This is a genomic window from Psychrobacter sp. AOP7-A1-24 (genome assembly GCF_052376235.1).
Classification (GTDB): Bacteria; Pseudomonadota; Gammaproteobacteria; order Pseudomonadales; family Moraxellaceae; genus Psychrobacter.
The window spans coordinates 148530-174746 of sequence record NZ_JBQSVM010000002.1 but is presented as its reverse complement, the minus strand read 5'-3'; the positions used below and the strand labels follow the sequence as shown (position 1 = coordinate 174746).

Sequence of the window (26217 nt, the reverse complement as noted above, 5' to 3'; positions counted from 1 at the left end):
TGAGCGGTGATTTTATCACTAGCCTATTGCAATAAATAGCCTAAATAGTTAGTAGATAGGCCTTCTCTTATAAAGTTATGTAGTGCTGTTTGGTTGTAGTATTGGTCTCATAGCGGCTTAGCTATGTCTCATCAAACATAAGACCTCAATTTGCGCATTTTTATCATCTTGGTTGGTAAATACCGTCTATCTAGTTATTCATCTTTGGGACGTTTCTGAGCCTCAGCAATCAACTCATGAATCTTGGCGCTTTCCTTTAGCACACAAGCATCATAAGCAGAGAGTTGCTCAGGTTCTTGCTCCTCTTTCTTTTTCTTCTCCTTCTCCTTCTCTTGCTCTTGCTTGGCTTTCTCTTCTAGATACTTTTGTAGATCGTATTGCTCATCTGTTCGAGAGTTATTCATAGCTTATGTCTCCTGATAGCCTGTATTCTTTAATAAAAATCATCCCGACCAGCATACTTCTTATTTAGCGCCTGCAATATCGCATAGGTCTCGCTATCCATGTTTCCGGTTGGCTGCTGCGATCTGAAGTGCAGCTGAAATGCATAGACGACATCGCGACTGGCCTTGTCCCACGTATCGGTATCGTTGATTTGATAGCCGTATTTGCGAAATGCTTGCTTGATCTCAGGTATCGTTGCCGACGCAAATCCATCTTGATTTATAAAGAACTGCTTATCAAATTCATTATACCAAGCGCCGATACCGTAATCGAAATACAGCTGCTCCCACGGAAACTTTGCACCGGGATCTATCTTGCGCGAGGGTGCCATGTCCGAGTGACCGATGATGTTTTTTGGTGAGATGTCATAGCGCGTGGCGATATCTTGCACCAGCTCTGCGACCTTTTTAATCTGCAACTCATCAAATGCCACATAGTGCTCATAAGGATGATAGTCGAGCGTGCTATCTTTCAATGCGTCTCGATATTCAAGTTTGATACCACTATTGACGATCTCGATGCCGATAGAGGTATCGTTTAATATCGTCCGTCCTGCAAAGCCACCATCCCCTGCATGCCATGCGCGCTCGTTCTCTGGTACTAGGTTATAGATTTTATTGTCATCATTGTCTAATACCAGATAGTGCGCGCTCACATTACCCGTGGTCAACGTCTTTATCGAGCGTTCATTATCCGAGACTGTATAGTGCAAGACGATGGTTTTGACGCGCTCGCTTTTGCCAGAGGCTTGGTAGGTTTTGCTATCCACGATGTAGCTGTCAGTAGTCGCTATTGGAGAGGTAGTCGTGACGCAGCCAACCAACGGCAGTATTAGGCCAAACGCTAAGAAACTATTTTTTACCATGAAGTACTCTGTATGGGAAAGTTGCGGTTATAGCATCGTTTGCATTTGATACTACTGATATTTATTTCGCTCGACAGGTAAATGCTACTTGTCGTTAATTAGCATTAGGATTGACGTTAGGGTTAACCGCGATTTTTTTATAACCAATCGCCCCAAGTAGAACGAAAATTCCTAGCAAGACGTAAGCGTTGAACGATAGTGCTGCTGGTGAAAATGGTAGCAGCAACAGCGATATAAAGACCACACTGATTAATACAGAAACGTAGTTAAGCAAACCTGCTTGTTTCTTTTTTCGCTCATTGATGAGGTCGGCGGTCGTGACATAAGCGAAGCCAACCGTGATGCCCAAGGAAGCCATCGTTACAATGTCGAGTAGGTAGTTTCTACCTAGCCAAGGAGAAAGTAGGCACACCAAGCATATCAATATAATGGTCTTTTGCTTACTAAACCGATTGTTTTTATCTGTAAACAAACTGGGTAATAACGACGTGTCGCCCATAGACTCTAAGAGCTTAACCGATGACAATATAAAGCCATTAATGCCACTCATTATCGAGCCAATCATGGCTATCGATAGCAGCCAGATGCCGATGCTACCAATCCGATTGTCTATGCCTTCACCTGTCGCCCAGTGGCTGTCTTTGATTGTTTGATAGTCAAAGCTCATGTTTAGTGCAGTAAAGTAGTTGATTAAAAAGTAAAACAATACACCAGCGATAAGAGAAATTAAGATAATACTTTTGGTCTTGGTTTTTGAATCGCTAATGGCTTTTGAAATCTGCGGTGTGGTCTCAAAACCGACATACGCCCACGGCATAACAGCCAAAATAGGTAACCATGCCAGACTAGTGACAGAGCCGCTAGACATATCAGCTGGCAAAAATGCTTGGGTCGTTGGCGTCATCCAAAGCGACGTAAAGAACAGAGCAGTGACTGATAGAATCATAAAAAGGGCGATATAGAGCTGAATTTTTGCGCCAACTCGTACGCCTTTTAAATTAATATAACTGAACAGAATAATAGCCGCACTGCATAGGAACACCTCACTGGCGTAGACTTCCCAACCAGCAATCGTATACAGATAGCCTAGCTGTAAGCCACTAGGCAATAGATATCGTAGCAGCAACGCAACGGCCGATATATTGAGCGCGATAATAGAAATATAGCCTATCGTGACGCCCCAACCATAAATATAGGCATGCTTGCGATTGATGTATTTTTCAATCCAATAGATACCGCCTGACTCGTTCTCTGGCGTTTGGGTTAGCAAATTAATATAGGCACGCGCAACCATATAAATGGCTATAGTACCGATAATAATAGCGACAGAAGAACCCAATAGCTGTGACTGCGGCAAAAATAAATCACCTGGCATGACATAAGCACCCCAGCCGATAATTGCGCCGACGCTAATCGCTATTGCTTGTAGATAGCTGATACTTTCTGTCTGTTCACTCATGGATTGCTCCTTCACGATTATAGATAGAGAAGGAGGGAGTGTTGATTATAGAGCTGACATAGAACATGAAAAACCTTTGATGCCATTACGCAAGGTATTGGCTATCTCTTATAAATAGAAAAGTCATACTAAAGGTTTTTATCGAGTGTTACCTTTTCAATCCTGTTGAATTTTTTTAGCCAGAACCTTTTTCCAACTGTCCTCTAAACAGTCAATTGCGAGCCACGGTTCAATAATATCTGCATGATACTTCTCTTTTGAATTAGATAACTTCCAAAGCTTTTCTAACGTCGCAAATGGATAAGGGCGCTCAACCAAATATACAGGTAAGTCAGCATCTATAATGCCATCTTGAACGACTTTGAAATACCAACCAGAGATACCTTGTTTACTTACCCATGCTGCGATATTTGGTACTTTGGTAAATTGACCGATCTGATCGTTGATTTTGTAGCAGGGACGGCGCGGCTGGACGATACGTAGCTGAACGTTATTATCATTACTGCTATCTTGACCGTTTTCAAAATGCCCACCATATTGGAAAACGTCACCAATACAAACGGTAGATTCGGTCATTTCAGGCAGACCATTGACGGCTTGGGTAGTGAGATTTTCGCCGAGCGTACCGACTCGTACCTTTAGGTCAAATTCTGTATTGATTTTCTCATAAGTTGCAGGTGCCAGTTGATGTACAGCTTTTAGTGGGCCACCATGATGTTTGCGATCAGCTTGCTCATCAGTGGTTAAGCCCATAAAGTTGACCGCAACAGGTGATTTGACTGGCGCTTTATCAATGGCGCTCATTTCTTCGCGAGCGAATGGCATTGCTTTGCCAGCGCGAACACAAGTGAGGGTAGCGATATGTAGAGGCAGGTCTTGATTAAAGTCTATTGGAGTTTGCTCAGATGATGAAATTATCGATTCTTCGTTCATAAGATTTCCTAGTAGTTAGAATGAATAGGCGAGGGCTGTTTAACTTTAGCGGCTGATCTGTACTCAATGATTTATCTGATTATACTGGTTAATAACTGCAAAATTTATATAAAAAAAGACCAGAATAAATATTCTGGCCTTTTCAATCTAGTGCTTCTTGTATGACACGATGTTGTATCTAATAGTCTTATTTGTTTTTGTTACGACGACCCGCGGTTTTCTTTTCGCGCGGTGTGGCAACCAGCTCAGCCAATTGGTCAGGTGATGACCATAGACCTTCTAAGTCATAAAACTCACGTGCTTGCGGGGTCATGATGTGGACGACAACCGCGCCTAAATCAATCAATGTCCAGTCAGAGTCGATACCACCTTCACGTCCAAGCGGCATAAAGCCCGCTTTTTTAGCATCAGCGCCAACGCTATCAGCCATCGCACGTACATGGCGTTTTGAGGTACCATCAGCGATGATAATGCGCTCTGTTACGTCAGTCAATTTTTCTACATTCATTACAGTGATGTTCTTTGCTTTCATATCATCTAGAGCGTTTTGTACTAGGGTCAAGCATTCTGTTAGGCGTTCTTCAGTCATGGTGTTGGTCATAAATTTTAATCTCTTGAATCATAAATATGTAAAATAAAGGGGTAAAACGTCAATTTGTCTTATTCAACTGATCATAGGTTGTCAGTCACGCATAGAAACAGGATAGGCAAAAAGACACAGATAAGGCGATTTTAACGGAATTGGGCAGCAGAATATAGCTGATGGACGATAATATATTGATAAACAGCAGGATTTAGCCATTTAGCTAATGGATTCGATTCAGTATTGCTAATGATATCATTTATTGGTGCTATAGATGCGATTTGCCTATCAGCGACTGGTATTTTATTTGTTCGATGCTCTAACTTCTGCAACTGCTCGCGTATTTGTGTGCTCGATACAGCAGTAATAGGTCGTGTATCTATATAAATGTGTCCTTGATTGGTGTTTTTCAAGTCAGCTTTTAAGTCAGTACTATTTGGATCATTGCTATTTGTGTTCGAGCTATCCGTCGAGCGCTGAGTGGGTGGAATTAATAGCTCGATCATTGATTCTGTTGCATGTGGTTGCAGTGACAATGGGAGTTGCGACTTTAAGAAAGCAATATCTTGCGCGTTCGCTGTATGGTTTTTAGAAGGCATAGTGTTGTCAAAAATTTTTTCGTTAACGCCAACACTCACATCGGTACTGCTCTGACGATTGAAAACCCATAGATTGACATGATCAGTGAGACGTAATCCATCTTTCCATTTATTCAAACTGTGGGCGCTGTCCATACCCATGATAAATATCAAGCTATCATTAGGGTGTTGTTGTCTCAACGTACGTACGCTATTGATCGTATAGACAGGCGGCGCTTGCCACAGCTCTAGCTCGCTAATTTGTATCGGCGTATTTTTTATTGCTAGTTTCAACATCGCTAAACGATGGTTAGGGTCTGTACTCTGCGTCTTAAATGGTGAGCGGGCATTGGGTAGTAAAGACACATGTAGGGGGCGCTGTTCCTGCTTTGCGATTGGCAGTAGGTGCTGATAGACAGACATCGCTACTTCTAGATGACCATTATGTACAGGATCAAACGAGCCACCAAGATAGGCACGAATGGCAGGTGCAGGTGTTGTTTCTTGAGGGTTGTTGCTCGTATTTGGCATAAATAAATGTATAAAAGTAGGTATGGCGCACGTAAAGGTTTCTGCACCTTGCTCTTTTACTGGCTAACCTTGTTTAGGTGAAATGATTTGATGATAGCGCTATTGTAGAGGGCATATGAGTATCTGTCACCACGATGCTAATAAAAAACCGACCATCATCATGATAGTCGGTTTTGTATAGGATTTTAATTAGCGAGTTTTACAGCAATTAAATCAAATCACTATACGCTTGAATAGCAGTCAGCGCGATGGTATAGACGATATCATCGACTAAGGCACCACGTGATAAATCATTCACTGGCTTATTCAGGCCTTGTAGCATAGGTCCGACACTGACGACGTTGGCACTACGCTGTACCGCTTTATAAGTGGTGTTACCTGTATTTAAGTCAGGGAAGATAAAGACGTTGGCTTGACCTGCGACAGGTGAGTCAGGTGCTTTTTGTTTACCTACGCTCATGACCGATGCTGCATCATATTGCAGTGGGCCATCGACTTTGAGGTCTGGTGCGCGCTCACGAACGATTTGAGTCGCACGAGCGACTTTTTCGACATCAGCGCCAGCACCTGATGAGCCAGTAGAGTAGCTGATCATCGCAACTTTTGGATCGATACCAAAGGCAGCGGCAGACTGTGCTGATTGAATGGCGATTTCGGCTAACTCTTCAGCGTTAGGGTCTGGGTTGATCGCACAGTCACCATAGACGACCACTTGCTCAGGTAACAGCATAAAGAATACTGACGACACGAGTGAATACTGGGGTGCGGTCTTGATTAGCTGGAATGCTGGGCGTACCGTATTGGCAGTGGTATGAATCGCACCTGAGACGAGACCATCTACTTCGTCTAGCTGTAGCATAATAGTACCTAGATAGACGGTGTCTTTTAGGTATTCAGCAGCGACTTCTGCAGTGGTTTTTCCGTTACGGCGATCTACGACAGCAGCAACATATTTACTCATATCTATATTTTCAGGATCGATGATTTCTAATCCTTCAGGCAGCGTTAGATCACGGTTTTTGACAACCTGATCAACTTCACTACGCTTAGCAATTAGTACGCAGTTGGCGATACCGCGACTCTGACAGATACAAGCAGCTTCGATTGTACGTGGTTCAGCACCTTCTGGTAGTACGATACGTTTTTTAGCATGCTGTGATTTTTTAACCAGCTGATGGCGAAACGCTGATGGTGACAAGCGCGGTTCATGGTCGCGACTGAAGTATTCTTTAATCCAGCTCAGATCCAGATGCGCAGCCACATAACGAGCGACTTCATCAGCACGTTCTGTATCATCACTTGGAATCTCAGAGCTCATATGCATCAGGCTTTGTACCGTTTCATAACTGTCATTTTCGACACTCATAACTGGTATACCAGTTTTGAGCGCTGACTGCCAAAGCTCAGCAACTGTCTCGCTTGGCGTGACACCACCGGTCAATACCAGACCTGCCAATGGAATCCCATTAATACAGGCCAGTCCAGCAGCCAATAGCAGGTCATCACGATCGCCAGGCACGACGACTAACGTACCACGCTTAAAGACTTCGTTGACGCGTGCCACGGAACGAGCAGTTAGGCTAATACGATTAATACGACGTGATTTTGCTTCCCCAACATTTAGCCAAGTAGCATCAAGCTCTGTTGCGATATCCCATGTGCGGGGTACAGACAGTGAGTCACTAAAAGGCACAACACCGATGAGACGGAATACTTCAGTGTTGAACGAAGGCGATAGGCGCTGAACTTCTTGTAGGAAGTTCGGATCTAAGCTGACAACAGCCTCACCAGGTGCGACAGGCTGATTATCAAATGTGTTGGGCACGTCTTGTACACGCATTAATATCACACCAAGTGTACGTGAGTTGACAATACCACCGAAATCACGGGCATGGACGTCCAGTTTGTCTGCTAAATAGGCAGGCTTACTGATATCAGCAGTACTGACAAATATAACCTTGGCATCTAGCGCGTGAGCAAGCGCACGGTTGACCTGTGAGGCATAAGAAGTCTCAGTAGTCGGTACTAAACCTTCACAGATAATGACGTCATGACCATCATCGATGGTGTGATAATTGGCGATCACTTCTTCCATCAAGTCATCGAGATTGTCATCACCTAGCATACGCTCGACGTGTTGACGGCTGATAGACTCGGGTGGATTTAGGCCAAATGCATGCATGGTCAAGGCACTTGAGCTGTCTAAGCTGTGCTGTTTGTCTAGCGTATCATCTTGCAAAAACGGCTTCATAAAGCCTGCTTTACTACCGTTATAGTCAAAGGCACGGATGAGGCCCAGTGCGGCTGACGTCACACCGATACCGCGACTAATGGGAACAAGTAAAATGGTTTGCATAATATGTCCTACAATTTATTTTATTTTAGGCTTTGAATCATTCTGAGCAGCATAAAAATGCCAAGCGCTTCACTTTATACCCTCCAAACGCTTTATAAGCGTCTAGAAGGTAAGCGCAAGGCATGATAGTCGATAGGCTTATACTAACTTTAATGCGTCACGAGTTTCTTGGGCAATGCGGCACTCTTCATCGGTTGGTACAACCCATAGCTCAATGCTGCTATCGTCTGCGTGGAAGTTGCCTTCACTACCACCAAACAAGCTTGCATTTTTGTCAGCGTTTACTTTGATGCCGAAGTGACGCATTACTTCTAAGATACTGGTACGAGTAGTGACTGAGTTTTCACCGATACCACCTGTAAAGATAATGCCAGTGAACTCTGGCAGTGCGCAGCTTAAGCTGGCAAGATATTTGCCGACGCGGTAACAGAACATCTCGATAGCGAGCTTGGCATCTGCATGACCTTCGTTTGCCGCTTGTTCGACCGTACGTAGGTCGTTAGACAATCCTGAGATACCCAGTAGACCACTTTCACTATTGAGCATGGTATCCACTTCTTCCAAGCTCATACCGAGCTGGCGTTTTAGGTGGATGTGAAGGCTTGGGTCAACATCGCCACTACGTGTACCCATCATGAGTCCCTCAAGCGGGGTTAGACCCATACTGGTATCGAGACTCTTACCGTCATAAATAGCAGTTGCTGAGCAGCCATTGCCCAGATGGGCTGTTAGCCAGCCATGAGGCCCTTTTACCTCAGTGATTTCACTGGCGCGCTCTGAGACATAGGCATGAGACGTACCATGAAAGCCATAACGGCGAATTCTGTGTTCTTCGTACAGGGCTTTTGGTATTGGATAGCGGAAAGCAACAGGAGGCATGGTTTGGTGGAAAGCCGTATCAAAGACGACAACTTGAGGAATATCAGGATAAATCGCTTGTACCGCTTCGATACCTAAAGCATGGGCAGGGTTGTGTAGAGGTGCGAGTATTTTTAAGCGTTTTACTTCGTCCAGCACGTGTTCATCAACACGAACCGCTTCAGAGTACTCACGGCCACCATGAACCACGCGATGACCAACTGCGATAAAATGATACTGTTCTAATAGCTCAAGAATTTTTTGTAGTGCTAACTGATGACGACCACCTGAGATAGGAATTTCTAACTTCTCACCATTTAGTGTCGTGTGTTTGATACGGGCAGTATCGAGTCCTAAGTTTTCGGCAAGACCAGTGATACGAGTAGAGTTGTCGTCACTAATCAACGCGTATTTGATAGAAGACGAACCGCAGTTGAGAACTAAAGTGGGGTTAGTTAGGGTTGATGTTTCACTGTTCTTATCATCAAAAGTGTTACTTAGGTTGGCGCTCATACTCTATCCTTAGATTGGTTTTTATAAAGGGCAAATCAATTATATCGTTTGCTTGATATAAAAAAGACGTCTATTGCCACGTCCTGTTTTACGATCATCAAGTTCTACATCGCTGATATCCCAAGTGCTGCAGTGAACAGTCACAGCTGAGACATAGTGTTGTTGCTATATGGAATTGATGAGGCTGATAACCGTTAGATAAATAAAAGTCAGCCATATCCATGCTGAGCATATCAAGCAAGGATGTTGCTGATTCTATTTATATCTGGGTTGCTATTTCTGACATTGCTATGCATCCATGCTTATGAATTAATGCGTATACATTTCAGGCTAGCATCCTATTGCCGCCGCAAACTGGGAATATAATGTAACACACTTTTGTTTCTACACCATGATAGGGGTAAGGTTTAAAGTGTGTGATTAATAAAGGGCTAAACGAGAAATAAGTTAATTGTAATCAGTAGGTTGTAGGTATGTGAGAGGATGAGTTGAATAGATGGTCGTGCAGTACTATTACAGATAAAATTGTAAGAAATATTGTCAAGACATCCCGATGTCATGCATTCATCTCTAAACCTGCAAACGATATTACTATAAAAATCCGAATGATGTTTTAGAAAATATCCAACATCACGCAAATTTATTCACCAATCATATTCAGTATCCATACAGCTTTATGTAATAATGCTATGATTAAAATGGTCATAACGTCAGCACGGTAGCTGTGGGTTTGACCATTTGTTTGGTTTTTATTTATCACGATTTACTATCGCCATTATGCCGTTGTAAGCTCATAGGTTATCTATTATATGTCTACTACACACCGCCCATCAGCAGCTAACCATGCTAGCTCATACGTTCGTACCAGTCGTCAGATTGTCGCCACTTTGTTTATAGGTAGTGCGGTTATAGTAGGATTGTCAGGCTGCGGGCAAAAAGGCGATCTGTATCTGGCAGACTCCAGTAGCCAAACGATAGAAGGCAATGCGTCTGTACTGGAGAGTACTAGTCATCCACAAGATGCCGCCTTTGCGGGTATCGATGAGGATAACTATCAAAAAACTCGCTATCTAGAAGAGCAGATGGTGCTACCTGAACCTAGTACTGACCCCAACGACTATTAGTTGCTTAAGCCAGTAATTGCTAGCCAAACCCTATCTCCACTGTTATTTTATTTCCACCCTTGATAATCTGATTATATTAGAGATGTTTATATGAGTCCTTCTGAACTACCTGCTGACTTGAGCGATTCTACCACTGGTGAATCTGTTGCTATCCAAACTGAGCAAGGGTTATATGTTGACCCTAAAGCGTTGAGTGCTCACTTGCCAGCGCTAAGCTATCGCGACGATGCGCTGTATATGGAGCAGGTCAGTATTGATGAGTTGGCGAAACAATATGGTACACCATGCTATGTGTATTCAAAGCAGGCAATATTAGACGTTTATCAAGCCTATACCGATAGTTTTGCCAGTCTGAATCATCAGGTATGCTATGCCGTAAAAGCAAACTCTAATCTTGCCGTGCTTGGTGTCTTAGCGCAGGCAGGTGCTGGGTTTGATATTGTCTCTCGCGGTGAGCTGATGCGCGTGTTGGCAGCAGGTGGCGCAGCAGCACGCGTGGTATTTTCAGGTGTTGGCAAAACATACGGTGATATCGAATATGCGTTGACTCAAGGTATCGGCTGTTTTAACGTCGAGTCTATCAGCGAGCTGACTTTGATCAATGAAGTCGCAAAGTCACTTGATAAGCCTGCGCCAACTTCATTACGCGTCAATCCTAACGTCGATGCCAAAACCCATCCATATATATCGACTGGTCTTAAAGACAACAAGTTTGGTATCACTCACGAAGACGCACTAGCGGTCTATCAGCAAGCGGCTGACCTATCACATATCAACATCGTTGGTATTGATTGTCATATCGGTTCGCAGTTGACAGAGGTAGAGCCATTTGTTGCAGCGTTAGATAAAGTTATTGAGCTGATACATAGCTTGCGTGATGCTGGCATTGAGTTACAGCATATCGATTTGGGCGGCGGTTTAGGTGTGCGCTATATTGATGAGACGCCTGTATCTATCGATGAGTTTGCCCAAGCATTATTGCCAAAACTTAGCGAACTTGGTTTGACCGTGTTCTTTGAGCCAGGTCGTAGTATTGTTGCCAATGCTGGCGTGCTGTTGACCCAAGTGGACGTACTCAAGCCGACTGAGCATAAAAACTTTGCTATCGTTGATGCCGCTATGAATGACTTGATTCGTCCTGCATTATATCAAGCTGAAATGGCGGTGATTCCAAGTGTATTACCTAGTGCTGGTATCGATACGGATGGTACGCAGCCGTGGGATATCGTTGGCGCGATTTGTGAAACGGGTGATTTCTTGGCAAAAGATCGTTTGTTATCATTGACCACAGGCGATGTATTGGCTATCACTGGTGCAGGTGCTTATGGCTTTACCATGAGCAGCAACTACAATTCACGCCCACGTGCTAGCGAAGTAATGGTGTCAGGTGATAGCCATCAACTTATTCGTAAGCGCGAAACGATTGAAGCATTATATGCAGATGAAACGTTGTGGCAGGATAAATAGCATCATAAGCAGTATTGAAGTTGCTCATGTTGATATAGTCATCGACAGTTATATTTAATGATTATTCTGATGAGATCATTTTTGTTTATAGCTTTGTCGATTAGAGAGAACCCACTGTGATGATAACAGTGGGTTTTTTTGTGCTTAATGCTAAGCCCAATGCCAAGCAAGCAGGTTAGTTGTAAGATATACATATAACTCGATATTTGATAGTGGTGATAATTATGATTGTATCTGACAGCGTGCTAATATAAGGCATACATAAAAATAGGATAGGACATCAAAGATATGCTAATAGAGTTTACTAAAATGCATGGGTTGGGTAATGATTTCATGGTCATTGATTTAGTGACCCAACGCCTCGATTTGACCAAGGATTTGGTGCAGTTATTGGGCGATCGTCATCTAGGTATTGGTTTTGATCAATTGCTCGTGGTCGAGCCGCCTATGCGCCCTGATGTCGACTTCAGTTACCGTATTTTTAATACTGATGGCACCGAAGTCGAACAGTGCGGCAATGGCGCGCGCTGTTTTGCGCGTTTTGTACAAGCACGTAAACTATCATTTAAGCAGCGTCTACGCGTTGAGACAGCTAGCGGTATCATCTCTCTGACCACTGATCGCTACGGTTGGGTAGATGTCGATATGGGCAAGCCTAAATTTGAGCCAGATGAAATCCCATTTAGTCCAAGAGCGACGACCAAAATTCAAAACACTTATCATCTCGATGTAAATGGTACGCCTGTACAGCTATATGTTGCCAATATGGGCAACCCGCACGCTGTAATAAGAGTCGATGACGTACTTGATGCAGAGGTTGAGACTCTAGGCAAGGCAATTGAGTCGCACCCTGCATTCCCAGACCGCGTCAATGTGGGCTTTATGCAAGTGATGAACCAGCGTCACATACGCCTACGTGTATACGAGCGCGGTGTGGGTGAGACACAAGCTTGCGGTACGGGCGCGTGCGCAGCAGTGGCCGTTGGTATACGTGAAGGTTGGCTTGATGAGGGTGAAGAGGTCCGCGCGCAGCTATATGGTGGCAGCATGATTATCAAGTGGCAGCCAGGCTATTCGGTCACGATGACGGGCCCGACCGCTTTCGTTTATGAAGGCGTGTTTAGTCCAGATGGTCTGATGGCACAAGCGGGTCTCAAGCCTAATGCTGAAGGCTAATACCTGTTGTTAGGTCAATCGTATAAATGCCAAGGATGGTTCTAATATGGTTATGTCTACTAATCAAGAAAGCCAAGCGGCTAGTTCATTACCTTGGCTATCTACTGAGCTGGTCGCCACTATAGAGTCCGATTCTGCATTACAAGAGCTACTCGCACCTGTACATCGTTGGCTCAATACTCTATCTGTGCGCAACCATTCGCCTCATACCTTGACTGCTTATTTCGCTGGTTTAAATCAACTGGCGTTCTTTTTACGTGGGAAGCGTTTGACGTGGACACGCTGTGATAAACGTCAACTTGCCCAACATATCAGTCAACGCCTTGATGAAGATAAGCTAGCGCTTGCCAGTGTTCAGCAAGAGCTGTCTGCGATTCGGCATTTTTATGGCTGGATGATTGAAGAAGAGCTAGCACGTATTAATCCAACCACTGGCTATCAGCTAAAGCGTAGTCCTAGACCGCTGCCTTCTATCGCTGATGTCGATTTACTGACTCAACTACTTGATCAAGAGATTCCTGATACACCAGAGCAAGCGCGCCTATGGCTACGTGACAAGGCTATGTTTGAATTACTTTACAGTAGTGGGTTGCGTGTTGGCGAGCTGGTCGCACTCGATACAGCAGACATAGACTTGTCTGACTTACGGGTACGAGTTACAGGTAAAGGAAATAAAACACGTCTAGTGCCATTAGGGGTAAAGGCAGCAGCAGCGATTAGTCGCTACCTACCACATCGTAACCTGTGGGTAGAGCAGATGGATGACGCATTATTTATCAGTGAGAAGCTCGGTACCAGACTATCAACACGCGCAGTGCAGCAGCGCTTGAAAGTTGCTGCTACTCGCGCAGGTATTGCACAGAATATGTATCCACATTTATTGCGTCATTGTTTTGCATCACATATGTTGTCTGGCAGCGGCGATTTGCGCGCCGTGCAAGAGATGCTCGGGCATAGCGATATTAGTACCACGCAAATCTATACTCACGTTGATTTTGCAAAATTAACGCAGGTTTATGATCGCGCCCATCCACGAGCATCTCATACTCAAAATGAAGATTTGCCCTAGCAATTAGGCACGACATCCATTGTATTCCATCATCTACGCCAAACGATGGCAATCAAAAATAGGTAGTTTTTGGCGGCCTTGTTCCTGTGCTTGTTTGTCTAATGACGCCATGACGATGGCATATTGCTTATCCAGTTTGCTATCGTCATAGCTTGCGATAATACTGCTGTCAAATGCTGTAATGGCTGCATGTCCCCACGTCTGGCGCGTGCTACCATCTTTGTAGAGATGATCGCCACCTTGTGCCGCGCCAATAACCATACATTGACTATCTAGAGCACGAGCCTGTAACAGCAGTGACCAGTGTGCTTGTCCTGTCAAGTAAGTAAAGGCGGAGGGTGCACTCAATAGTTCAGCACCGGCTTGTCGCAGACGCTGCGCCAATGCCGGAAAACGCAAATCGAAACATACCATCATGCCAAGTTGATAGACTGCATTATCTACTGCGAGTGGCGCAATGACGGTCTGCGTACCCGGCTCAAAGGTCGCCGCTTCGTTATAGCTGCCATGCTTATCAGCTACAGTTGCGGTAAACAGATGAATCTTGTCGTAACGAGCAACACGTGTACCGTCTGGTGCAAACAGTTGACTCACTTGGCGTAATCTACCGTCAGGAACGACAGTACCATCAGGGCGATAATGACAGGGCAACGAGCCTGCTAGTACATGTATACTGGCAGTGCGTGCGTAGTCTGCTATCGTCGCTGATAAGTCATCAAAACGCTCGGCAGTAGCGGATTGCTGACCCATGCTACAGCAGTTCTCAGGCAATACAACGAGCTCAGCCCCTTGAGCTTGTGCGTCTGTAATGGCGGCTTGGATATCTGCTAAATTATTCTCAACATCCTGCTGACTATTCATTTGAATAGCAGCGACGTTAAATTGAGGGTTGTTTGGATTCATGAAAATATTCCTATTGGGTATGAGCTGTGTCGCCCATTCACCGTCGCTTATTTATTGTAATATTTGCGCGGAAATGAAGAGACTGCTCGTGTTTATAGATTGGTTATACTTATTAAGATAGTAGTCTGTTGTAGATAGCGAATCAAACGTACTCGGACAGAACATAAATTATCATAGCAAAATTGTGACAAAAAATGCTATCGTCATGTCCTGATAAGATTTAAGTCGTTACCTTAAATGACAGAATAAACAAAATATCACCAAAATCGGAGTGCAATAAGGCGCCCATGAGTATGTCGTTCGGATTGGCGACCACGCTGAGCAACTCACAAAAGCTAACCCCGCAGATGCAGCAAGCCATAAAATTGCTGCAGCTCTCTAGTCTTGAGCTTGCACAAGAGGTTCAAGCAAAGCTGGATAGTAATCCATTGCTTGAACGTATTGAAAACGATGACGAATACGATAATGGTAATGGTGAAGCAGAGGAATGGAGTGAGTCATTAACACTAGATAGTTGGAATCAAAGTAGCAGTAATGACTCGTTTGACTCAGCGCTGGATACCAGTGCAGAGTATAGTGGTGATAGTTTAGATAAGCTTCAGCAGTCTAATATCGATGATAGTGCGATAGATATGGATGGCTACAGCAGTTTCAATACTGATAGCTTTGATACGGGTAACTATGCTTCTGCTGCAACAGGAACTGGCAATAGTAGAGTGGCTGAAAGTTTTGATAGTGATCAAGGTGGTACTTCGTCTACTATTCAAGATCATGTGCGTTGGCAGCTGAATTTTAAACGCCTCTCAGAAGCTGATACGTTGATTGCAGAGTATTTGATAGATTCCATGGATGATATGGGCTTCATCCGAATCGATATAGATGAGCTGCTGCAGAGCTTTGATACGATGGCAAATTTCTATCAATGGGATGATCGTGTTGAGAAAGAAGAAGTTTTAGCAGTATTACGTATTATTCAGTCTTGTGATCCAGTTGGTGTAGGGGCGCGTCATCTAAGTGAGTGCTTATCGATTCAGCTATCAAAGCTAGATACTCACACCGAATACCTACAAGAAGCTCAAGCGTTGCTATCAGCAAGTGAGCATTTAGTCAGCAATAATATTAAAGCACTAACAGAACGCACAGGGCTTGCACCAGAATACATTACACCTGCTCTAACGCTACTACGTACCTTAAACGCGTCACCAGGGCTACTGTTTCAGTCAAGCCAGCCCGACTATGCCCAGCTGCCTGAAAGCTACGACATTCCTGATGTTTTAGTCACACCTGTCAGAAAAAATAAGACGACAAACAACTCTGAAGCAGCAGAAGATGGCTGGTATGTGCGTCTCAATCCAGATACTTTGCCAAAATTACGCGTAAACCAAGAATATGCCAACTTAGTCAAGCGCGGTGATGATAGCCCTGACAATCAATATCTGCGCGAAAATCTTACTGATGCTAGGCTGTTTATTCGTAGTATCGAAGAGCGTAATCAAAACCTATTAAAAGTAGCGACCAGCATCGTACGTTATCAGCAAGAATTCCTGCAGCATGGTGCAACCGCCATGCAACCTTTGATATTAAAAGCAATTGCTGAAGAAGTTGATCTACATGAATCTACGGTCTCACGCCTTACCACCAGCAAAACCATCTTGACGCCGCAAGGGCTATTTTCTTTGAAACACTTCTTCTCATCTCATGTGAGTGGTGCGGATGGAGATATCTCGTCGACTGCTATCAGTGCCATGATCAAAAAGCTTGTCGCTGATGAAGATCCCAAAAAACCCTTATCAGACAGTCGTATCAAAGATGAGCTGTTAACAGATGGTATCGATATAGCCAGAAGAACTGTCGCCAAATATCGTGAAGCGATGAATATTGGTTCGTCCACTCAGCGCAAACAGAAATACTAACTATATAAGCCTGTTTTTTACAACGCTAATGACTATCTGTCTATACGATATAAATGAGATATAAAAAATAAAATTTTTTGATTATATAGAAACCTAAAAGAAACAACAGTTTTTGTTACACTTAATTACAATTAAATGGCTTGCTACTGGACGACTTTCATGACAAATTAGAGTCATACCAACAACAAAAACCAAGTGCCGATTTATAGTATTCATTCACAACTAACAAAGGAGACGATAAAGGGATACGTCGACACATTACTATAGGCATCGGCATAGTTGATGGTAAGGCAGGATGACAAGAGCAAGAATGCTACCTCATCTGTTGATTGTAAGTCATGAATAAAAGGACAACAATATGAATGTTTCTATCAGTGGTCATCATATCAGCGTTACCGAAGCTATGGACACAGCAGTACGCGAAAAGCTTGAAAAAGTAGAGCGTCACTTCGATCAGATACAAAGTATTCAAGTGATTCTATCGTTAGACAACAGCGGTGCTAGTGATGGCGGTAAAAAAAGCCATAAAGCTGAAGCGATTATGCGTGTCTCGGGTCAAGAAATGTTTGTCCAAGCGTCTGAAGATGATATGTACAAAGCCATTAACGAGATGGCAGACAAGCTAGATAGACAAGTGCGTAAGTACAAAACCCGTCAAGAGCGCAAAAAAACTCAGGGTGCAGGACGTGATGGTCGCTATCAGGATCTAACCCCTGCAGAAGCAGTACCAGCTGCATAGTTTAAACTTTGAACGTTATCATTATAATCTAGTGAAAGTAGACTAAGAGAATAAAAAATTTATAAGTAGCTGCTGCACTAGTTTGTAATTGACATAAAAAAGACCTCTAACGTGTAATACGTTGAGGTCTTTTTTGGTATCGAGGAATATAAATAGTAGAGGATTGCTGTCTGCTTAGATTTAATTATCTAAATACTATTAACCGCCACCAACAGCTTGTACTACTTCGATATCCATACCTTCTACCACACGTAATTGAGCAAGTTCACTTTTTGGCATCAGCTCACCATCTACTTCTACAGCATAACGACCCTGACTAAGCCCAAGCTCATTGATAACTAGCTGAACGGTTTGATGAGTGGTTTGTAAGCTTTTACCATTGACACTGATAGTGCTCATATCAAATACTCCCTAATATTTTAAAATTCCTGTTTATATGTTACGTATCTTTTGACTAATAAAATTTATTTTATAGATAACTAAGACTACGAGCTAAAATAAACTTTGAACAGACTAGCTAACTGAGTCTTTTAGTCGGAATGCAGAAACGGCAAGCCATAGCCAGCCTACGATCATAAGAATGCCACCAATAGGCGTAATCGCACCAAACCAACGCGGTGCACCAAGCGTCATCGCATACAAGCTGCCAGCAAAAATGATAATGCCAATTTGCAACAACCATGCTGTCGTTTGAGTAATATATTTCAAACGAATCAGTAAACCAACAAGCAATAATCCAAGTGCATGTACAAACAGATACAGCGTTGCCGTATGCCACCATTCAAGCTGTTGGATGCTGACACGACCTTCTAGACCGTGTGCACCAAACGCACCTAGAGCCACAGCGACAGCCATATTAACTGCTGCAATACCGATCCAATTTAACATGGCACAACTCGTACTATGTTGAGGTTACTGAATATCATCTGGCAAAATTACACTATCGATGGTCATGGCATCACGAATCTTGTCCATAGCATTTTTTTCAATCTGACGGACACGCTCAGCTGAGATAGAGTAAACCGCTGCTAATTCATGCAAGGTGGATTTTTGCTCAGAGAGCCAGCGCTGTTCGACGATATCGCGTGAACGATCATCTAAAGTGCCCATAGCAGCGATGAGTGCTGATGAGTTGTTTTCTTCCCAATCCTCTTCTTCTAATTGCTCAGCTGGATCGATACCATCTTCCAAAAATAGCTGAGGGGCGTAGCGACCATCATCATCGTCGCTCGACTGCGCTTCAAACGAAGCGTCATAAGAGGTTAGACGTGACTCCATCTCTAACACTTGTTTACGCGTGACATTTAAGTCATTAGCGATAGCGTCTGCTTCTTCTAGTGTCAGCTGGTTGTTAGTCTTCTTGAGGCTGCGTAAGTTAAAGAACAATTTACGATGAGCCTTGGTAGTTGCAACCTTGACAATACGCCAGTTACGAATCACGAACTCATGAATTTCAGCTTTGATCCAATGTACAGCAAATGACACTAAGCGTACGCCTTTGTTTGGGTCAAAGCGTTTGACCGCTTTCATCAATCCTAAGTTACCTTCTTGGATTAAATCTGCTTGCGGCAATCCGTAGCCCGAGTAGCTACGTGCAATATGAATCACAAAACGAAGATGCGACATCACTAGTAGACGAGCAGCTTCAACATCACCCTCATCATAGTAGCGATGCGCTAGCTCTTGTTCTTGTACTGTTGTCAAAATAGGAATTTGATGGACAGTATTGATATACGCACCCAAGTTGACCCCTGGTGCTGACAGATGAGTTGGCATAGCGGGTACTAAGTCGCGCGTACTAGTATTGCCTAATGTACTCGCGTCATAAGGTGGTCGCTGAGCCGCGGCTTTTAATGCAGCATCGCGTGCATCGTTTTTTATAGGAGCTGCGTCATCTTTTTTATTTGTATTCACAGCATCAGTAGAATTATTAGCCATATTCTTGACCTTGGTTAAATAGTTAAGCAAATAGTCAGATAAAATCTTTATGATTTAATTGTAAAGGATAGCAGCGCTTAGTTGCTATCAGTTTTAGTAATGATGAAGTGATATATTGTAGCGAAACGCTGTAATGATGTGCCATCACCTGATGAGTGGTCAGTAACTTCATTAACCGCCAAATCCAAACAGTCTGCCGTCTGTGATTGTCGGCTTTGTCTACAAAACGCTGCGATATCAGCTTGCGAATTAGGGTCAGTTGCAACCACATATAACGACTCACCAGCTATTACATCACGTAGTGCGACTTTGGTTTTTAATAGTGGCATCGGGCATGCAAGACCGCGTCCATCAACAAAGTTTTTTATATTTAGTTCAGACGGCTCTGCGTTTACACTATCTGTTTCGTGACTTTTAGTCGGTAGCAGCTTTAGTAAACTAGCAATATCGTTCTGCTGTGTATCAGGCAAGTTCGCTGATAGTCGGATAAAATGCGATACACGTTCGATGACTGGTTCACTATCAGCGGACATAACTTAAACCTTGTAGATATCTATAGTTTAATTGGTAGTATTAGCAATAGGCTTCGATATTGAGTACGAACATAATCTATCAATTATAAATTACGAGATCGTTATAACAGTCATCTAGACCTACTATCATTGTTACTCATTATACCAAATAGACAATGTATAGTTGCAGTTGAATATAATCAACGCTGCGTTCGGTTCACTAGAATTATCTAGCCAAGAATTACTCGATTAGCAATTACTCGATCAAGCGTCATACGGTTAAGACTGACCTAATAACCTAATAGACCTAATAAATAGTTACCTGACGAATAATTACATAGCCATGTTGCGCAATCGTGACGGGTGGCTAAGTTATTGGTAGTTAAGTGCATTGTAGAATTGACCTTATATAAACAAGCTCGTATAGTCGAAAAGACGTCGTCAATTATCTTATAGGATACGCACTTGTACCACGCTAATAGAACGAAGCGACCTGACAGCAACAATAAACCTTTAATAGCCAAAAATTCCGTAGGCTTGCCACTTATGTTATCTAAGCAAAAAGGTAACCATTACTTTATGAGTTTAGCTTTGCCAAATAGTATCAAAGTAGGGTTATCAGTGATGCTACTAGCCATAGCTAGTGGTGCGCATAGCCGTGATAGTCAAACGCAGCCATTTGCTGATAATTCGTGGCAAGTCACAGATCCGCAAACACTAGATTTACCAAATTTGCGCGGGCAGAGACTGAGGTTTGCTGAGCAATACCAAAATAAAATGCTTGGCGAGTGGTCGTTACAGAATATCAATGGCCGCGTCAAAATGGAACATGATCCCTGGGTACAAGAAACGATAAAAAATATGACATGGCGTCTCAATGCTCAAGCCCGCCAGCAAGCACCACTTGGTGTCGTCATACTCGATAACCCTAGTATCAATGCTTTCGCAGCGCCTGGTGGCGTAATTGGCATCAACACAGGTACGATATTGGCTGCTAGTAGCATGGATGAGCTAGCGAGCGTTGTTGCGCATGAAGTTGCGCATATCAGTCAGCGACATTATGAAAGTGGCGTTGACGAACGTAAAAAGGCCTTGCTGATGCAGATAGGCGGTATGCTAGCCGCGATTGCTGCCTCAGCAGTTGATGGTGATGCAGCCGCCGCGGTAATGGCGGGCAGTCAAACCGCTTCTATGAATAGCAGTATGTCGTTTAGCCGTAGTAACGAACGCGAGGCTGATAGAGTAGGTATGCAGATTATGACTCAAGCGGGTTACGACCCTCGCGCGATGCCAAGATTCTTTGCGACGATGAATCAACAGAGTCAGTTAAACCAAGTTGAAAATCAGTTTTTGCCGAGCTTTGTGCGCTCGCATCCGTTGAGTAATGAGCGACTGAGTGAATCACAAAGTCGCGCCCAGCGTTATCCATCGCTCTCATTGAGCCAACAGCAGCGCCATCAAGCACTGTTTGATTTGTTATATTGGCGCGTACAAGTGACTGGTAAACATGCCTCTGAAGTCACACTGACAACGGCCGCCAAAAACAGCCTTGGGGCCAAACTTGCGCTAATGCATTGGTATGGGGAGCAGCAGCGCTTTACAGATGCCAATAAAATACTGGCTGAGATAAACGCTTTATCACGTACGCAACGTCAGAATTTGGAGCCGCTACTGTCGATTACGCACAGTCAGCTATTGAGTGAGCAAGGTAAGTGGCAACAAACCGTAGACGTCTTAGAAAGCCAGCAGCGTCTATACCCTGAACGCCGTGACTTACGCCTTTATCTGGCTGAAGCGCTGACTAACAGTAATCAACCGATAAAGGCTCAAGCATTGCTAAAGCTATTAACAGAACAGCATTCAAGCGATCGTTACGCATGGCAAAGTTTGCAACTCGCCAACGAAAAACTTGCTAAAACTACCACGTCACCACAACTAGCCAATATCGCGACGATTAATGCATTACGCTATCGTAGTTATGATCAGTTATGGAATGGACGCTATGAGAGTGCGCTGACCTCTTTGACGCAGGCCAAACAGTTGACGGAAGATCTGCAAACCACGGAACAAGCCAATAGTGCGCGTCCATTACTAGCGCATATTAATGCAGAAATCAAAGCAATAAAAACCGCCAGAGACTTTAAGCCCTAAGCGGTTAATTAAATACGCGGTTTTTTAGCGACCAATCGTTTATAGGCCAGACAGCTCATTTTGGGGTAGCAGTTTAGCTGTTGATGAATCACACAAACGCTATCGTCTGACAATCCAAGAGTATCTATTAGAAATTAGCCTTGTAACGCGTCTTTAACCATTTTAGAAATCATGGCAGGATCAGCGCGGCCAGCTGTTTTGTTTTTGAGCACGCCCATGACACTGCCCATATCGCGCATAGACGTAGCACCTTGCTCAGCGATTTCAGTATTGACCAATGCCATAATCTCGTCTTGACTCATTTGCTGCGGCATGAACTCGTTGATGATATCAATCTCAAACTGCTCTTTAGTAGCCAAGTCATCACGGCCGTTTTCTGTAAAGATCGTAAGTGACTCTTGACGCTGTTTTAGCTGCTTTTGCAGAACTTCTAGTACTTGTGCATCATCAAGTTCTGTCTGACGGTCAATCTCGATTTGTTTCACTACTGACTGCACGTTGCGCAGTACTTTAACGCGCTCAAGATCACGAGCTTTCATTGAAACTTTGATATTGTCTGCTAACGTCTGTTTAAGTTGGCTCACTGCTATTATCCTTATCGATCTATTAAATGCTATTCGGTAGATGTTGAGTGTTAAATTTATAGAATTGAACCTGCTGATGATGGCTTTAATAAAAATTATGTCAGCAGTAATAACAAAAATTGTAGCATAAAAAACGCCACTGATATCAATTGATAACAGTGGCGTTAGTGTAGCGCTTGTACGTAGCTAAATCAGATTACTGATTAGTACATACGAGTGGTACGAATAGTTTCGCGTTGTAACTTCTTTTTATAACGCTTTACGGCAGCAGCTTTTTTACGCTTGCGTACTTGCGTTGGTTTTTCATAAAACTCACGCTTACGTACGTCTGACAATACACCAGCTTTTTCACAAGCACGTTTGAAACGACGGATAGCGATATCAACTGGTTCGTTTTCTTTAACCTTAACTGCAGGCATGAAGACTCCTCGATTAGGATGAGATATAAGGGCATTAGTTTGGCTGTGTATTAGTATTTAGCCGTAATATCTCAAGATTACAGGCATCAGCTCAAACTAGGACAATTCTCACGCATTAGCGTAAGGGCAGGTATTCTAATAAAAAATACCAACAAAGTCAATGATTTTAAGGATTTATTGCCGATAAGTAATTCAATTAGATAATGATTTGAATATAGCTATCAAGCTACGAATTCGATATATATACAATGCTTTATCAATAAAAAATCCCTACCGTCTATAACGGTTTGATTGGAGTTTATGCTATGATAATTCCTATATTGTAGTAGGCCTATGAACCGTTTTGTGTGTATTTTATTGAGGATGTTGGAATGAAAAAAACAGTATTTAACACGGTATTAAGCACGGCACTTATCGTAGCTTTAGGTGTGAGCGTGAGTGCTTGCGGCGGTGAAGAGCATGAAGAAGTACTAGCAATCGATCGCGTTGATGAAGCTGCTGAGCTTGCGATCAAAAATTCGCCACCAGTTGAAGAGATGGATTTCCCAGAAACAGCACCAATGCCAGCGACTGATGCAGCTGGTACAGAAGCTGATGGTACAGCTACTGCAGAAGCAGGAGCGGCTGACACTGAGTCTGCTACTGCAGAAGCAACAGCTGCCGATAGTGCGGATGCTGCTGCTTCTACTGATAGCGCTGATATGGCGACTACTGACGATACAACTGCAGCCACTGCTGAGTAATCTAGTGCTGAGTTGACTATTAAACAGTCATTAGTAGTATACGTAATTATTTTAAGCCTATATGACGCATTATTCACTGATTGCAGACTGACTAAGTAAGGGTAAAACCATGATTGATATACAACCGTATATGAACAAACTGAAATTGTCTGCAATCGGCATGAGCGTAGTATTAGCAGTGAGTGCGTGTAGTAACGATAATACAGTTACTGAAGAGGCTGCATCAGCCAATGAACCAGCCACCGCTGTGGAAGAAACAACTGTAGCTGAGGATACGATGCCTGAGCCTGCGGTTGAGCCACAAACAAAAGTAGAAACAGAGTCAGAATCTCCTGATGTAATAGGTGAAGAGGTGGCGACACCGGAAGCCCCTACTGAGCCTGAAGTATTAGCTGCAGATGCGGGTGCCAAATTGTATGAATCAAACTGTCAGGTTTGTCATGCTGCTGGCTTACTCAATGCACCGAAATATGGTGACTCGGCGGCTTGGGCGGCTCGTCTGACCAAAGATAAAGAAACGCTGTATATGCACTCGGCGAAAGGTTTTAATAAAATGCCAGCGCAAGCGGTAAACGGTGTCAGCGAAGCACAAGTTAAAGCGGCTGTTGATTATATGCTAGCGTCGGTAAGCTGATACAGTATATTAGAAGATGTCAGCTATTGAAATTTGCTAAACTGACCGTCGTTGTGACTGACAATGACGGTCTTTTTATGCACGTTTTTTGTCATGCCAATTTTAAAAATATGACAGCTGTATTAAGCGAGTTTGTGTTACTAGAGATAGCACAAGGCTGGTTGTATTCGTTACCCAGTTTCTCAAATTGATGTAAGATAAAAAGTGCGACAAAAAAGCACGAAAATGAAAGTATAAAGGCAAAAATATGAAAGTATTGGGCTTAGAGACCTCTTGTGATGAGACAGGGCTGGCGATTTTTGATAGCGAGCAAATAAACAGTGACAACCAAGGTCTGGTCGGGCAAGTGCTGTACTCTCAGATTGAGCTGCATGCACTTTATGGTGGCGTTGTGCCTGAGCTTGCCAGTCGTGATCATATTCGTAAGCTAGTGCCGTTACTCAATGAGCTGCTAGAACAATGCGATATGAAAAAAAGTGACATCGATGCGATTGCCTATACTAAGGGGCCTGGCCTGATTGGTGCATTGATGACAGGCGCATTATTCGGTCGTAGCTTGGCGTATGGCTTAGATATCCCAGCGATTGGTATTCATCACATGGAAGGACACCTGTTGGCGCCGCTGATGGGTGCGAACCCTCCAGCCTTTCCTTTTGTCTCGCTACTGGTATCTGGTGGACATACGTTACTTATTGCTGCTCATGGTGTTGGACAATATGAGATATTGGGTGAGTCAATAGATGATGCTGCAGGTGAGTGCTTTGATAAAGCGGCTAAAATGTTAGGTTTGCCTTATCCTGGTGGCCCTAATATTGCCAAACTGGCAGAAACTGGCAATCCTGATGCTTACGCGCTACCAAGACCGATGCTACATCGAGGTCTAGACTTTTCATTTAGTGGTATGAAAACGGCCGTGCATAACCTTATTAAAGATACGCCACACTCGGGAGGGTCTGGTAATGGCGCTGATAGCGATCCGCAGGTTCGTGCTGATATTGCCGCCAGTTTTCAGCATGCAGTGGTCGATACGTTAGTGAAGAAATGCGTCAAAGCGCTCAAGCAAGCAGATATGAGTCGCTTAGTGATTGCGGGCGGGGTTAGTGCCAATACTCATCTGCGTGAGACGCTAGAGGCAGAACTGGCTAAGATCAATGCGACGGTCCATTATGCACCGCCTGCGCTATGTACGGATAATGGTGCGATGATTGCGTATGCAGGTTTTGAGCGTTTGCAAGCAGGACAGTCTGATGATTTGGCCGTTAGCTGCATTCCGCGTTGGCCAATGACAGAGTTACCAGCTGTATAAATGAGCATCTGGTCCAATACGTCTATATAAATTAAGGACTGTCTATGCAGTGGCTTGCTATTGGTTTGGGCGCAGCATTTGGTGCTTGCTTGCGGGCGTGGCTATCGCGTTTCAATGCCTTACACGGTTGGGTGCCACTCGGCACACTGAGTGCCAATATCTTAGGCGGACTGCTGATAGGGCTTGCGCTAGTATGGTTTGAGCGCATGGGTAGCAATCTATCCGATCATATACGCGTATTTGTGATTACTGGTTTTCTAGGCGGATTGACTACGTTTAGTACGTTTAGTGCAGAGGTGTTTGGCTTTGTCCATGACGGGCGATTGCTAGCAGGTTTAGCTCTCATCGGTTTGCATGTTGGGCTAACCTTACTAGCAACTGCGCTTGGATTTTATTTCTTTAAGTGCGTACTTTGAGCT

At 43.7% G+C, this 26217-nt stretch carries 26 protein-coding genes; 11 read left to right on the top strand and 15 right to left on the bottom strand.

Annotated features, from left to right (window positions below; all coding sequences use genetic code 11):
* Nucleotides 1–194: 194 nt before the first annotated feature.
* The 8 genes from ACT3QQ_RS01790 to ACT3QQ_RS01755 form a co-directional block, all read right to left on the bottom strand.
* Nucleotides 195–404: a hypothetical protein gene (locus tag ACT3QQ_RS01790; RefSeq protein ID WP_444526673.1), complete on the bottom strand. Its 210-nt coding sequence runs from the start codon at nucleotides 402–404 to the stop codon at nucleotides 195–197.
* Nucleotides 405–433: 29 nt separating this feature from the next.
* Complete coding sequence (locus ACT3QQ_RS01785) at nucleotides 434–1309, bottom strand: N-acetylmuramoyl-L-alanine amidase (protein WP_444526672.1); 876 nt, start codon at nucleotides 1307–1309, stop codon at nucleotides 434–436.
* A 94-nt stretch (nucleotides 1310–1403) separates the two neighbouring features.
* A complete protein-coding gene (locus ACT3QQ_RS01780) occupies nucleotides 1404–2768 on the bottom strand; it encodes an APC family permease (RefSeq protein ID WP_444526671.1) in 1365 nt (454 codons plus the stop codon).
* A 156-nt stretch (nucleotides 2769–2924) separates the two neighbouring features.
* A complete protein-coding gene (locus ACT3QQ_RS01775; protein ID WP_444526670.1) occupies nucleotides 2925–3701 on the bottom strand; it encodes an MOSC domain-containing protein in 777 nt (258 codons plus the stop codon).
* Nucleotides 3702–3888: 187 nt separating this feature from the next.
* Nucleotides 3889–4302 carry a ribosome silencing factor gene (gene rsfS, locus ACT3QQ_RS01770; protein WP_444521143.1) on the bottom strand — a complete coding sequence of 138 codons (414 nt, stop codon included), beginning with the start codon at nucleotides 4300–4302 and terminating at the stop codon, nucleotides 3889–3891.
* 131 nt (nucleotides 4303–4433) lie between these two features.
* Complete coding sequence (locus ACT3QQ_RS01765; protein WP_444526669.1) at nucleotides 4434–5393, bottom strand: nicotinate-nicotinamide nucleotide adenylyltransferase; 960 nt, start codon at nucleotides 5391–5393, stop codon at nucleotides 4434–4436.
* A gap of 208 nt (nucleotides 5394–5601) precedes the next feature.
* Nucleotides 5602–7749 (bottom strand): phosphate acetyltransferase, encoded by a 2148-nt coding sequence (gene pta, locus ACT3QQ_RS01760; RefSeq protein WP_444526668.1) that lies wholly within the window; start codon nucleotides 7747–7749, stop codon nucleotides 5602–5604.
* A 138-nt stretch (nucleotides 7750–7887) separates the two neighbouring features.
* The gene (locus tag ACT3QQ_RS01755; RefSeq protein WP_444526667.1) at nucleotides 7888–9120 is read right to left on the bottom strand and encodes an acetate/propionate family kinase; all 1233 of its coding nucleotides are present in this window, start codon (nucleotides 9118–9120) and stop codon (nucleotides 7888–7890) included.
* Nucleotides 9121–9929: 809 nt separating this feature from the next.
* Here ACT3QQ_RS01755 and lptM point away from each other — a divergent pair.
* The 4 genes from lptM to ACT3QQ_RS01735 all read left to right on the top strand — a co-directional run bounded on the left by lptM (nucleotide 9930) and on the right by ACT3QQ_RS01735 (nucleotide 13956).
* Nucleotides 9930–10244 carry an LPS translocon maturation chaperone LptM gene (gene lptM / locus ACT3QQ_RS01750; protein ID WP_444526666.1) on the top strand — a complete coding sequence of 105 codons (315 nt, stop codon included), beginning with the start codon at nucleotides 9930–9932 and terminating at the stop codon, nucleotides 10242–10244.
* Nucleotides 10245–10334: 90 nt separating this feature from the next.
* The gene (gene lysA / locus ACT3QQ_RS01745) at nucleotides 10335–11711 is read left to right on the top strand and encodes a diaminopimelate decarboxylase (RefSeq protein ID WP_444526665.1); all 1377 of its coding nucleotides are present in this window, start codon (nucleotides 10335–10337) and stop codon (nucleotides 11709–11711) included.
* Nucleotides 11712–11999: 288 nt separating this feature from the next.
* Nucleotides 12000–12887, top strand: a complete 888-nt coding sequence (dapF, locus tag ACT3QQ_RS01740; RefSeq protein ID WP_444521149.1) for a diaminopimelate epimerase — start codon at nucleotides 12000–12002, stop codon at nucleotides 12885–12887.
* Nucleotides 12888–12933: 46 nt separating this feature from the next.
* The gene (locus ACT3QQ_RS01735; RefSeq protein ID WP_444526664.1) at nucleotides 12934–13956 is read left to right on the top strand and encodes a tyrosine recombinase XerC; all 1023 of its coding nucleotides are present in this window, start codon (nucleotides 12934–12936) and stop codon (nucleotides 13954–13956) included.
* A gap of 33 nt (nucleotides 13957–13989) precedes the next feature.
* On the opposite strand, the gene ACT3QQ_RS01730 is transcribed toward ACT3QQ_RS01735, so the two are convergent.
* Complete coding sequence (locus ACT3QQ_RS01730) at nucleotides 13990–14859, bottom strand: nitrilase-related carbon-nitrogen hydrolase (RefSeq protein ID WP_444526663.1); 870 nt, start codon at nucleotides 14857–14859, stop codon at nucleotides 13990–13992.
* 287 nt (nucleotides 14860–15146) lie between these two features.
* Here ACT3QQ_RS01730 and rpoN point away from each other — a divergent pair, with 287 nt between their 5' ends.
* Both rpoN and hpf read left to right on the top strand, forming a co-directional pair.
* Nucleotides 15147–16772, top strand: coding sequence for an RNA polymerase factor sigma-54 (gene rpoN / locus ACT3QQ_RS01725; protein ID WP_444526662.1), 1626 nt, complete (start codon nucleotides 15147–15149; stop codon nucleotides 16770–16772).
* 358 nt (nucleotides 16773–17130) lie between these two features.
* Complete coding sequence (hpf, locus tag ACT3QQ_RS01720) at nucleotides 17131–17511, top strand: ribosome hibernation-promoting factor, HPF/YfiA family (RefSeq protein WP_444521153.1); 381 nt, start codon at nucleotides 17131–17133, stop codon at nucleotides 17509–17511.
* Between the two features lie 198 nt (nucleotides 17512–17709).
* Here the strand turns inward: hpf and thiS are convergent, their stop codons facing one another.
* The 4 genes from thiS to ACT3QQ_RS01700 all read right to left on the bottom strand — a co-directional run bounded on the left by thiS (nucleotide 17710) and on the right by ACT3QQ_RS01700 (nucleotide 19982).
* Nucleotides 17710–17910, bottom strand: coding sequence for a sulfur carrier protein ThiS (gene thiS, locus ACT3QQ_RS01715; RefSeq protein ID WP_444521154.1), 201 nt, complete (start codon nucleotides 17908–17910; stop codon nucleotides 17710–17712).
* Nucleotides 17911–18024: 114 nt separating this feature from the next.
* The gene (locus tag ACT3QQ_RS01710) at nucleotides 18025–18399 is read right to left on the bottom strand and encodes a DUF423 domain-containing protein (RefSeq protein WP_444526661.1); all 375 of its coding nucleotides are present in this window, start codon (nucleotides 18397–18399) and stop codon (nucleotides 18025–18027) included.
* A 24-nt stretch (nucleotides 18400–18423) separates the two neighbouring features.
* Nucleotides 18424–19287 carry an RNA polymerase sigma factor RpoH gene (gene rpoH / locus ACT3QQ_RS01705; RefSeq protein WP_444521199.1) on the bottom strand — a complete coding sequence of 288 codons (864 nt, stop codon included), beginning with the start codon at nucleotides 19285–19287 and terminating at the stop codon, nucleotides 18424–18426.
* Nucleotides 19288–19526: 239 nt separating this feature from the next.
* Nucleotides 19527–19982: a sulfurtransferase TusA family protein gene (locus tag ACT3QQ_RS01700; RefSeq protein WP_444526660.1), complete on the bottom strand. Its 456-nt coding sequence runs from the start codon at nucleotides 19980–19982 to the stop codon at nucleotides 19527–19529.
* A 525-nt stretch (nucleotides 19983–20507) separates the two neighbouring features.
* Here ACT3QQ_RS01700 and ACT3QQ_RS01695 point away from each other — a divergent pair.
* Nucleotides 20508–22112: a M48 family metalloprotease gene (locus ACT3QQ_RS01695; RefSeq protein WP_444526659.1), complete on the top strand. Its 1605-nt coding sequence runs from the start codon at nucleotides 20508–20510 to the stop codon at nucleotides 22110–22112.
* A 134-nt stretch (nucleotides 22113–22246) separates the two neighbouring features.
* On the opposite strand, the gene ACT3QQ_RS01690 is transcribed toward ACT3QQ_RS01695, so the two are convergent.
* Together ACT3QQ_RS01690 and rpsU are read right to left on the bottom strand one after the other, a co-directional pair.
* The gene (locus ACT3QQ_RS01690) at nucleotides 22247–22696 is read right to left on the bottom strand and encodes a GatB/YqeY domain-containing protein (RefSeq protein ID WP_444526658.1); all 450 of its coding nucleotides are present in this window, start codon (nucleotides 22694–22696) and stop codon (nucleotides 22247–22249) included.
* A gap of 203 nt (nucleotides 22697–22899) precedes the next feature.
* Complete coding sequence (gene rpsU, locus ACT3QQ_RS01685; protein WP_010195908.1) at nucleotides 22900–23115, bottom strand: 30S ribosomal protein S21; 216 nt, start codon at nucleotides 23113–23115, stop codon at nucleotides 22900–22902.
* 371 nt (nucleotides 23116–23486) lie between these two features.
* On the opposite strand from rpsU, the gene ACT3QQ_RS01680 reads away from it, so the two are divergent.
* The 4 genes from ACT3QQ_RS01680 (at nucleotide 23487) to crcB (ending at nucleotide 26214) form a co-directional block, all read left to right on the top strand.
* Complete coding sequence (locus ACT3QQ_RS01680; RefSeq protein WP_444526657.1) at nucleotides 23487–23858, top strand: hypothetical protein; 372 nt, start codon at nucleotides 23487–23489, stop codon at nucleotides 23856–23858.
* A gap of 109 nt (nucleotides 23859–23967) precedes the next feature.
* Nucleotides 23968–24492, top strand: a complete 525-nt coding sequence (locus tag ACT3QQ_RS01675) for a c-type cytochrome (protein ID WP_444526656.1) — start codon at nucleotides 23968–23970, stop codon at nucleotides 24490–24492.
* Between the two features lie 247 nt (nucleotides 24493–24739).
* Nucleotides 24740–25798: a tRNA (adenosine(37)-N6)-threonylcarbamoyltransferase complex transferase subunit TsaD gene (gene tsaD / locus ACT3QQ_RS01670; protein ID WP_341609869.1), complete on the top strand. Its 1059-nt coding sequence runs from the start codon at nucleotides 24740–24742 to the stop codon at nucleotides 25796–25798.
* A gap of 44 nt (nucleotides 25799–25842) precedes the next feature.
* Entirely contained in the window at nucleotides 25843–26214 is a 372-nt protein-coding gene (gene crcB / locus ACT3QQ_RS01665) for a fluoride efflux transporter CrcB (protein ID WP_444526655.1), read from the top strand.
* Nucleotides 26215–26217 lie beyond the last annotated feature (3 nt).

Bases quoted from the DNA above. Each gene is read 5' to 3' on its own strand.
- ACT3QQ_RS01790 (WP_444526673.1), bottom strand. From the start codon at position 404: ATGAATAACTCTCGAACAGATGAGCAATACGATCTACAAAAGTATCTA.
- ACT3QQ_RS01785 (WP_444526672.1), bottom strand. From the start codon at position 1,309: ATGGTAAAAAATAGTTTCTTAGCGTTTGGCCTAATACTGCCGTTGGTT.
- ACT3QQ_RS01780 (WP_444526671.1), bottom strand. From the start codon at position 2,768: ATGAGTGAACAGACAGAAAGTATCAGCTATCTACAAGCAATAGCGATT.
- ACT3QQ_RS01775 (WP_444526670.1), bottom strand. From the start codon at position 3,701: ATGAACGAAGAATCGATAATTTCATCATCTGAGCAAACTCCAATAGAC.
- rsfS (WP_444521143.1), bottom strand. From the start codon at position 4,302: ATGACCAACACCATGACTGAAGAACGCCTAACAGAATGCTTGACCCTA.
- ACT3QQ_RS01765 (WP_444526669.1), bottom strand. From the start codon at position 5,393: ATGCCAAATACGAGCAACAACCCTCAAGAAACAACACCTGCACCTGCC.
- pta (WP_444526668.1), bottom strand. From the start codon at position 7,749: ATGCAAACCATTTTACTTGTTCCCATTAGTCGCGGTATCGGTGTGACG.
- ACT3QQ_RS01755 (WP_444526667.1), bottom strand. From the start codon at position 9,120: ATGAGCGCCAACCTAAGTAACACTTTTGATGATAAGAACAGTGAAACA.
- lptM (WP_444526666.1), top strand. From the start codon at position 9,930: ATGTCTACTACACACCGCCCATCAGCAGCTAACCATGCTAGCTCATAC.
- lysA (WP_444526665.1), top strand. From the start codon at position 10,335: ATGAGTCCTTCTGAACTACCTGCTGACTTGAGCGATTCTACCACTGGT.
- dapF (WP_444521149.1), top strand. From the start codon at position 12,000: ATGCTAATAGAGTTTACTAAAATGCATGGGTTGGGTAATGATTTCATG.
- ACT3QQ_RS01735 (WP_444526664.1), top strand. From the start codon at position 12,934: ATGGTTATGTCTACTAATCAAGAAAGCCAAGCGGCTAGTTCATTACCT.
- ACT3QQ_RS01730 (WP_444526663.1), bottom strand. From the start codon at position 14,859: ATGAATCCAAACAACCCTCAATTTAACGTCGCTGCTATTCAAATGAAT.
- rpoN (WP_444526662.1), top strand. From the start codon at position 15,147: ATGAGTATGTCGTTCGGATTGGCGACCACGCTGAGCAACTCACAAAAG.
- hpf (WP_444521153.1), top strand. From the start codon at position 17,131: ATGAATGTTTCTATCAGTGGTCATCATATCAGCGTTACCGAAGCTATG.
- thiS (WP_444521154.1), bottom strand. From the start codon at position 17,910: ATGAGCACTATCAGTGTCAATGGTAAAAGCTTACAAACCACTCATCAA.
- ACT3QQ_RS01710 (WP_444526661.1), bottom strand. From the start codon at position 18,399: ATGTTAAATTGGATCGGTATTGCAGCAGTTAATATGGCTGTCGCTGTG.
- rpoH (WP_444521199.1), bottom strand. From the start codon at position 19,287: ATGCCAACTCATCTGTCAGCACCAGGGGTCAACTTGGGTGCGTATATC.
- ACT3QQ_RS01700 (WP_444526660.1), bottom strand. From the start codon at position 19,982: ATGTCCGCTGATAGTGAACCAGTCATCGAACGTGTATCGCATTTTATC.
- ACT3QQ_RS01695 (WP_444526659.1), top strand. From the start codon at position 20,508: ATGTTATCTAAGCAAAAAGGTAACCATTACTTTATGAGTTTAGCTTTG.
- rpsU (WP_010195908.1), bottom strand. From the start codon at position 23,115: ATGCCTGCAGTTAAGGTTAAAGAAAACGAACCAGTTGATATCGCTATC.
- ACT3QQ_RS01680 (WP_444526657.1), top strand. From the start codon at position 23,487: ATGAAAAAAACAGTATTTAACACGGTATTAAGCACGGCACTTATCGTA.
- ACT3QQ_RS01675 (WP_444526656.1), top strand. From the start codon at position 23,968: ATGATTGATATACAACCGTATATGAACAAACTGAAATTGTCTGCAATC.
- tsaD (WP_341609869.1), top strand. From the start codon at position 24,740: ATGAAAGTATTGGGCTTAGAGACCTCTTGTGATGAGACAGGGCTGGCG.
- crcB (WP_444526655.1), top strand. From the start codon at position 25,843: ATGCAGTGGCTTGCTATTGGTTTGGGCGCAGCATTTGGTGCTTGCTTG.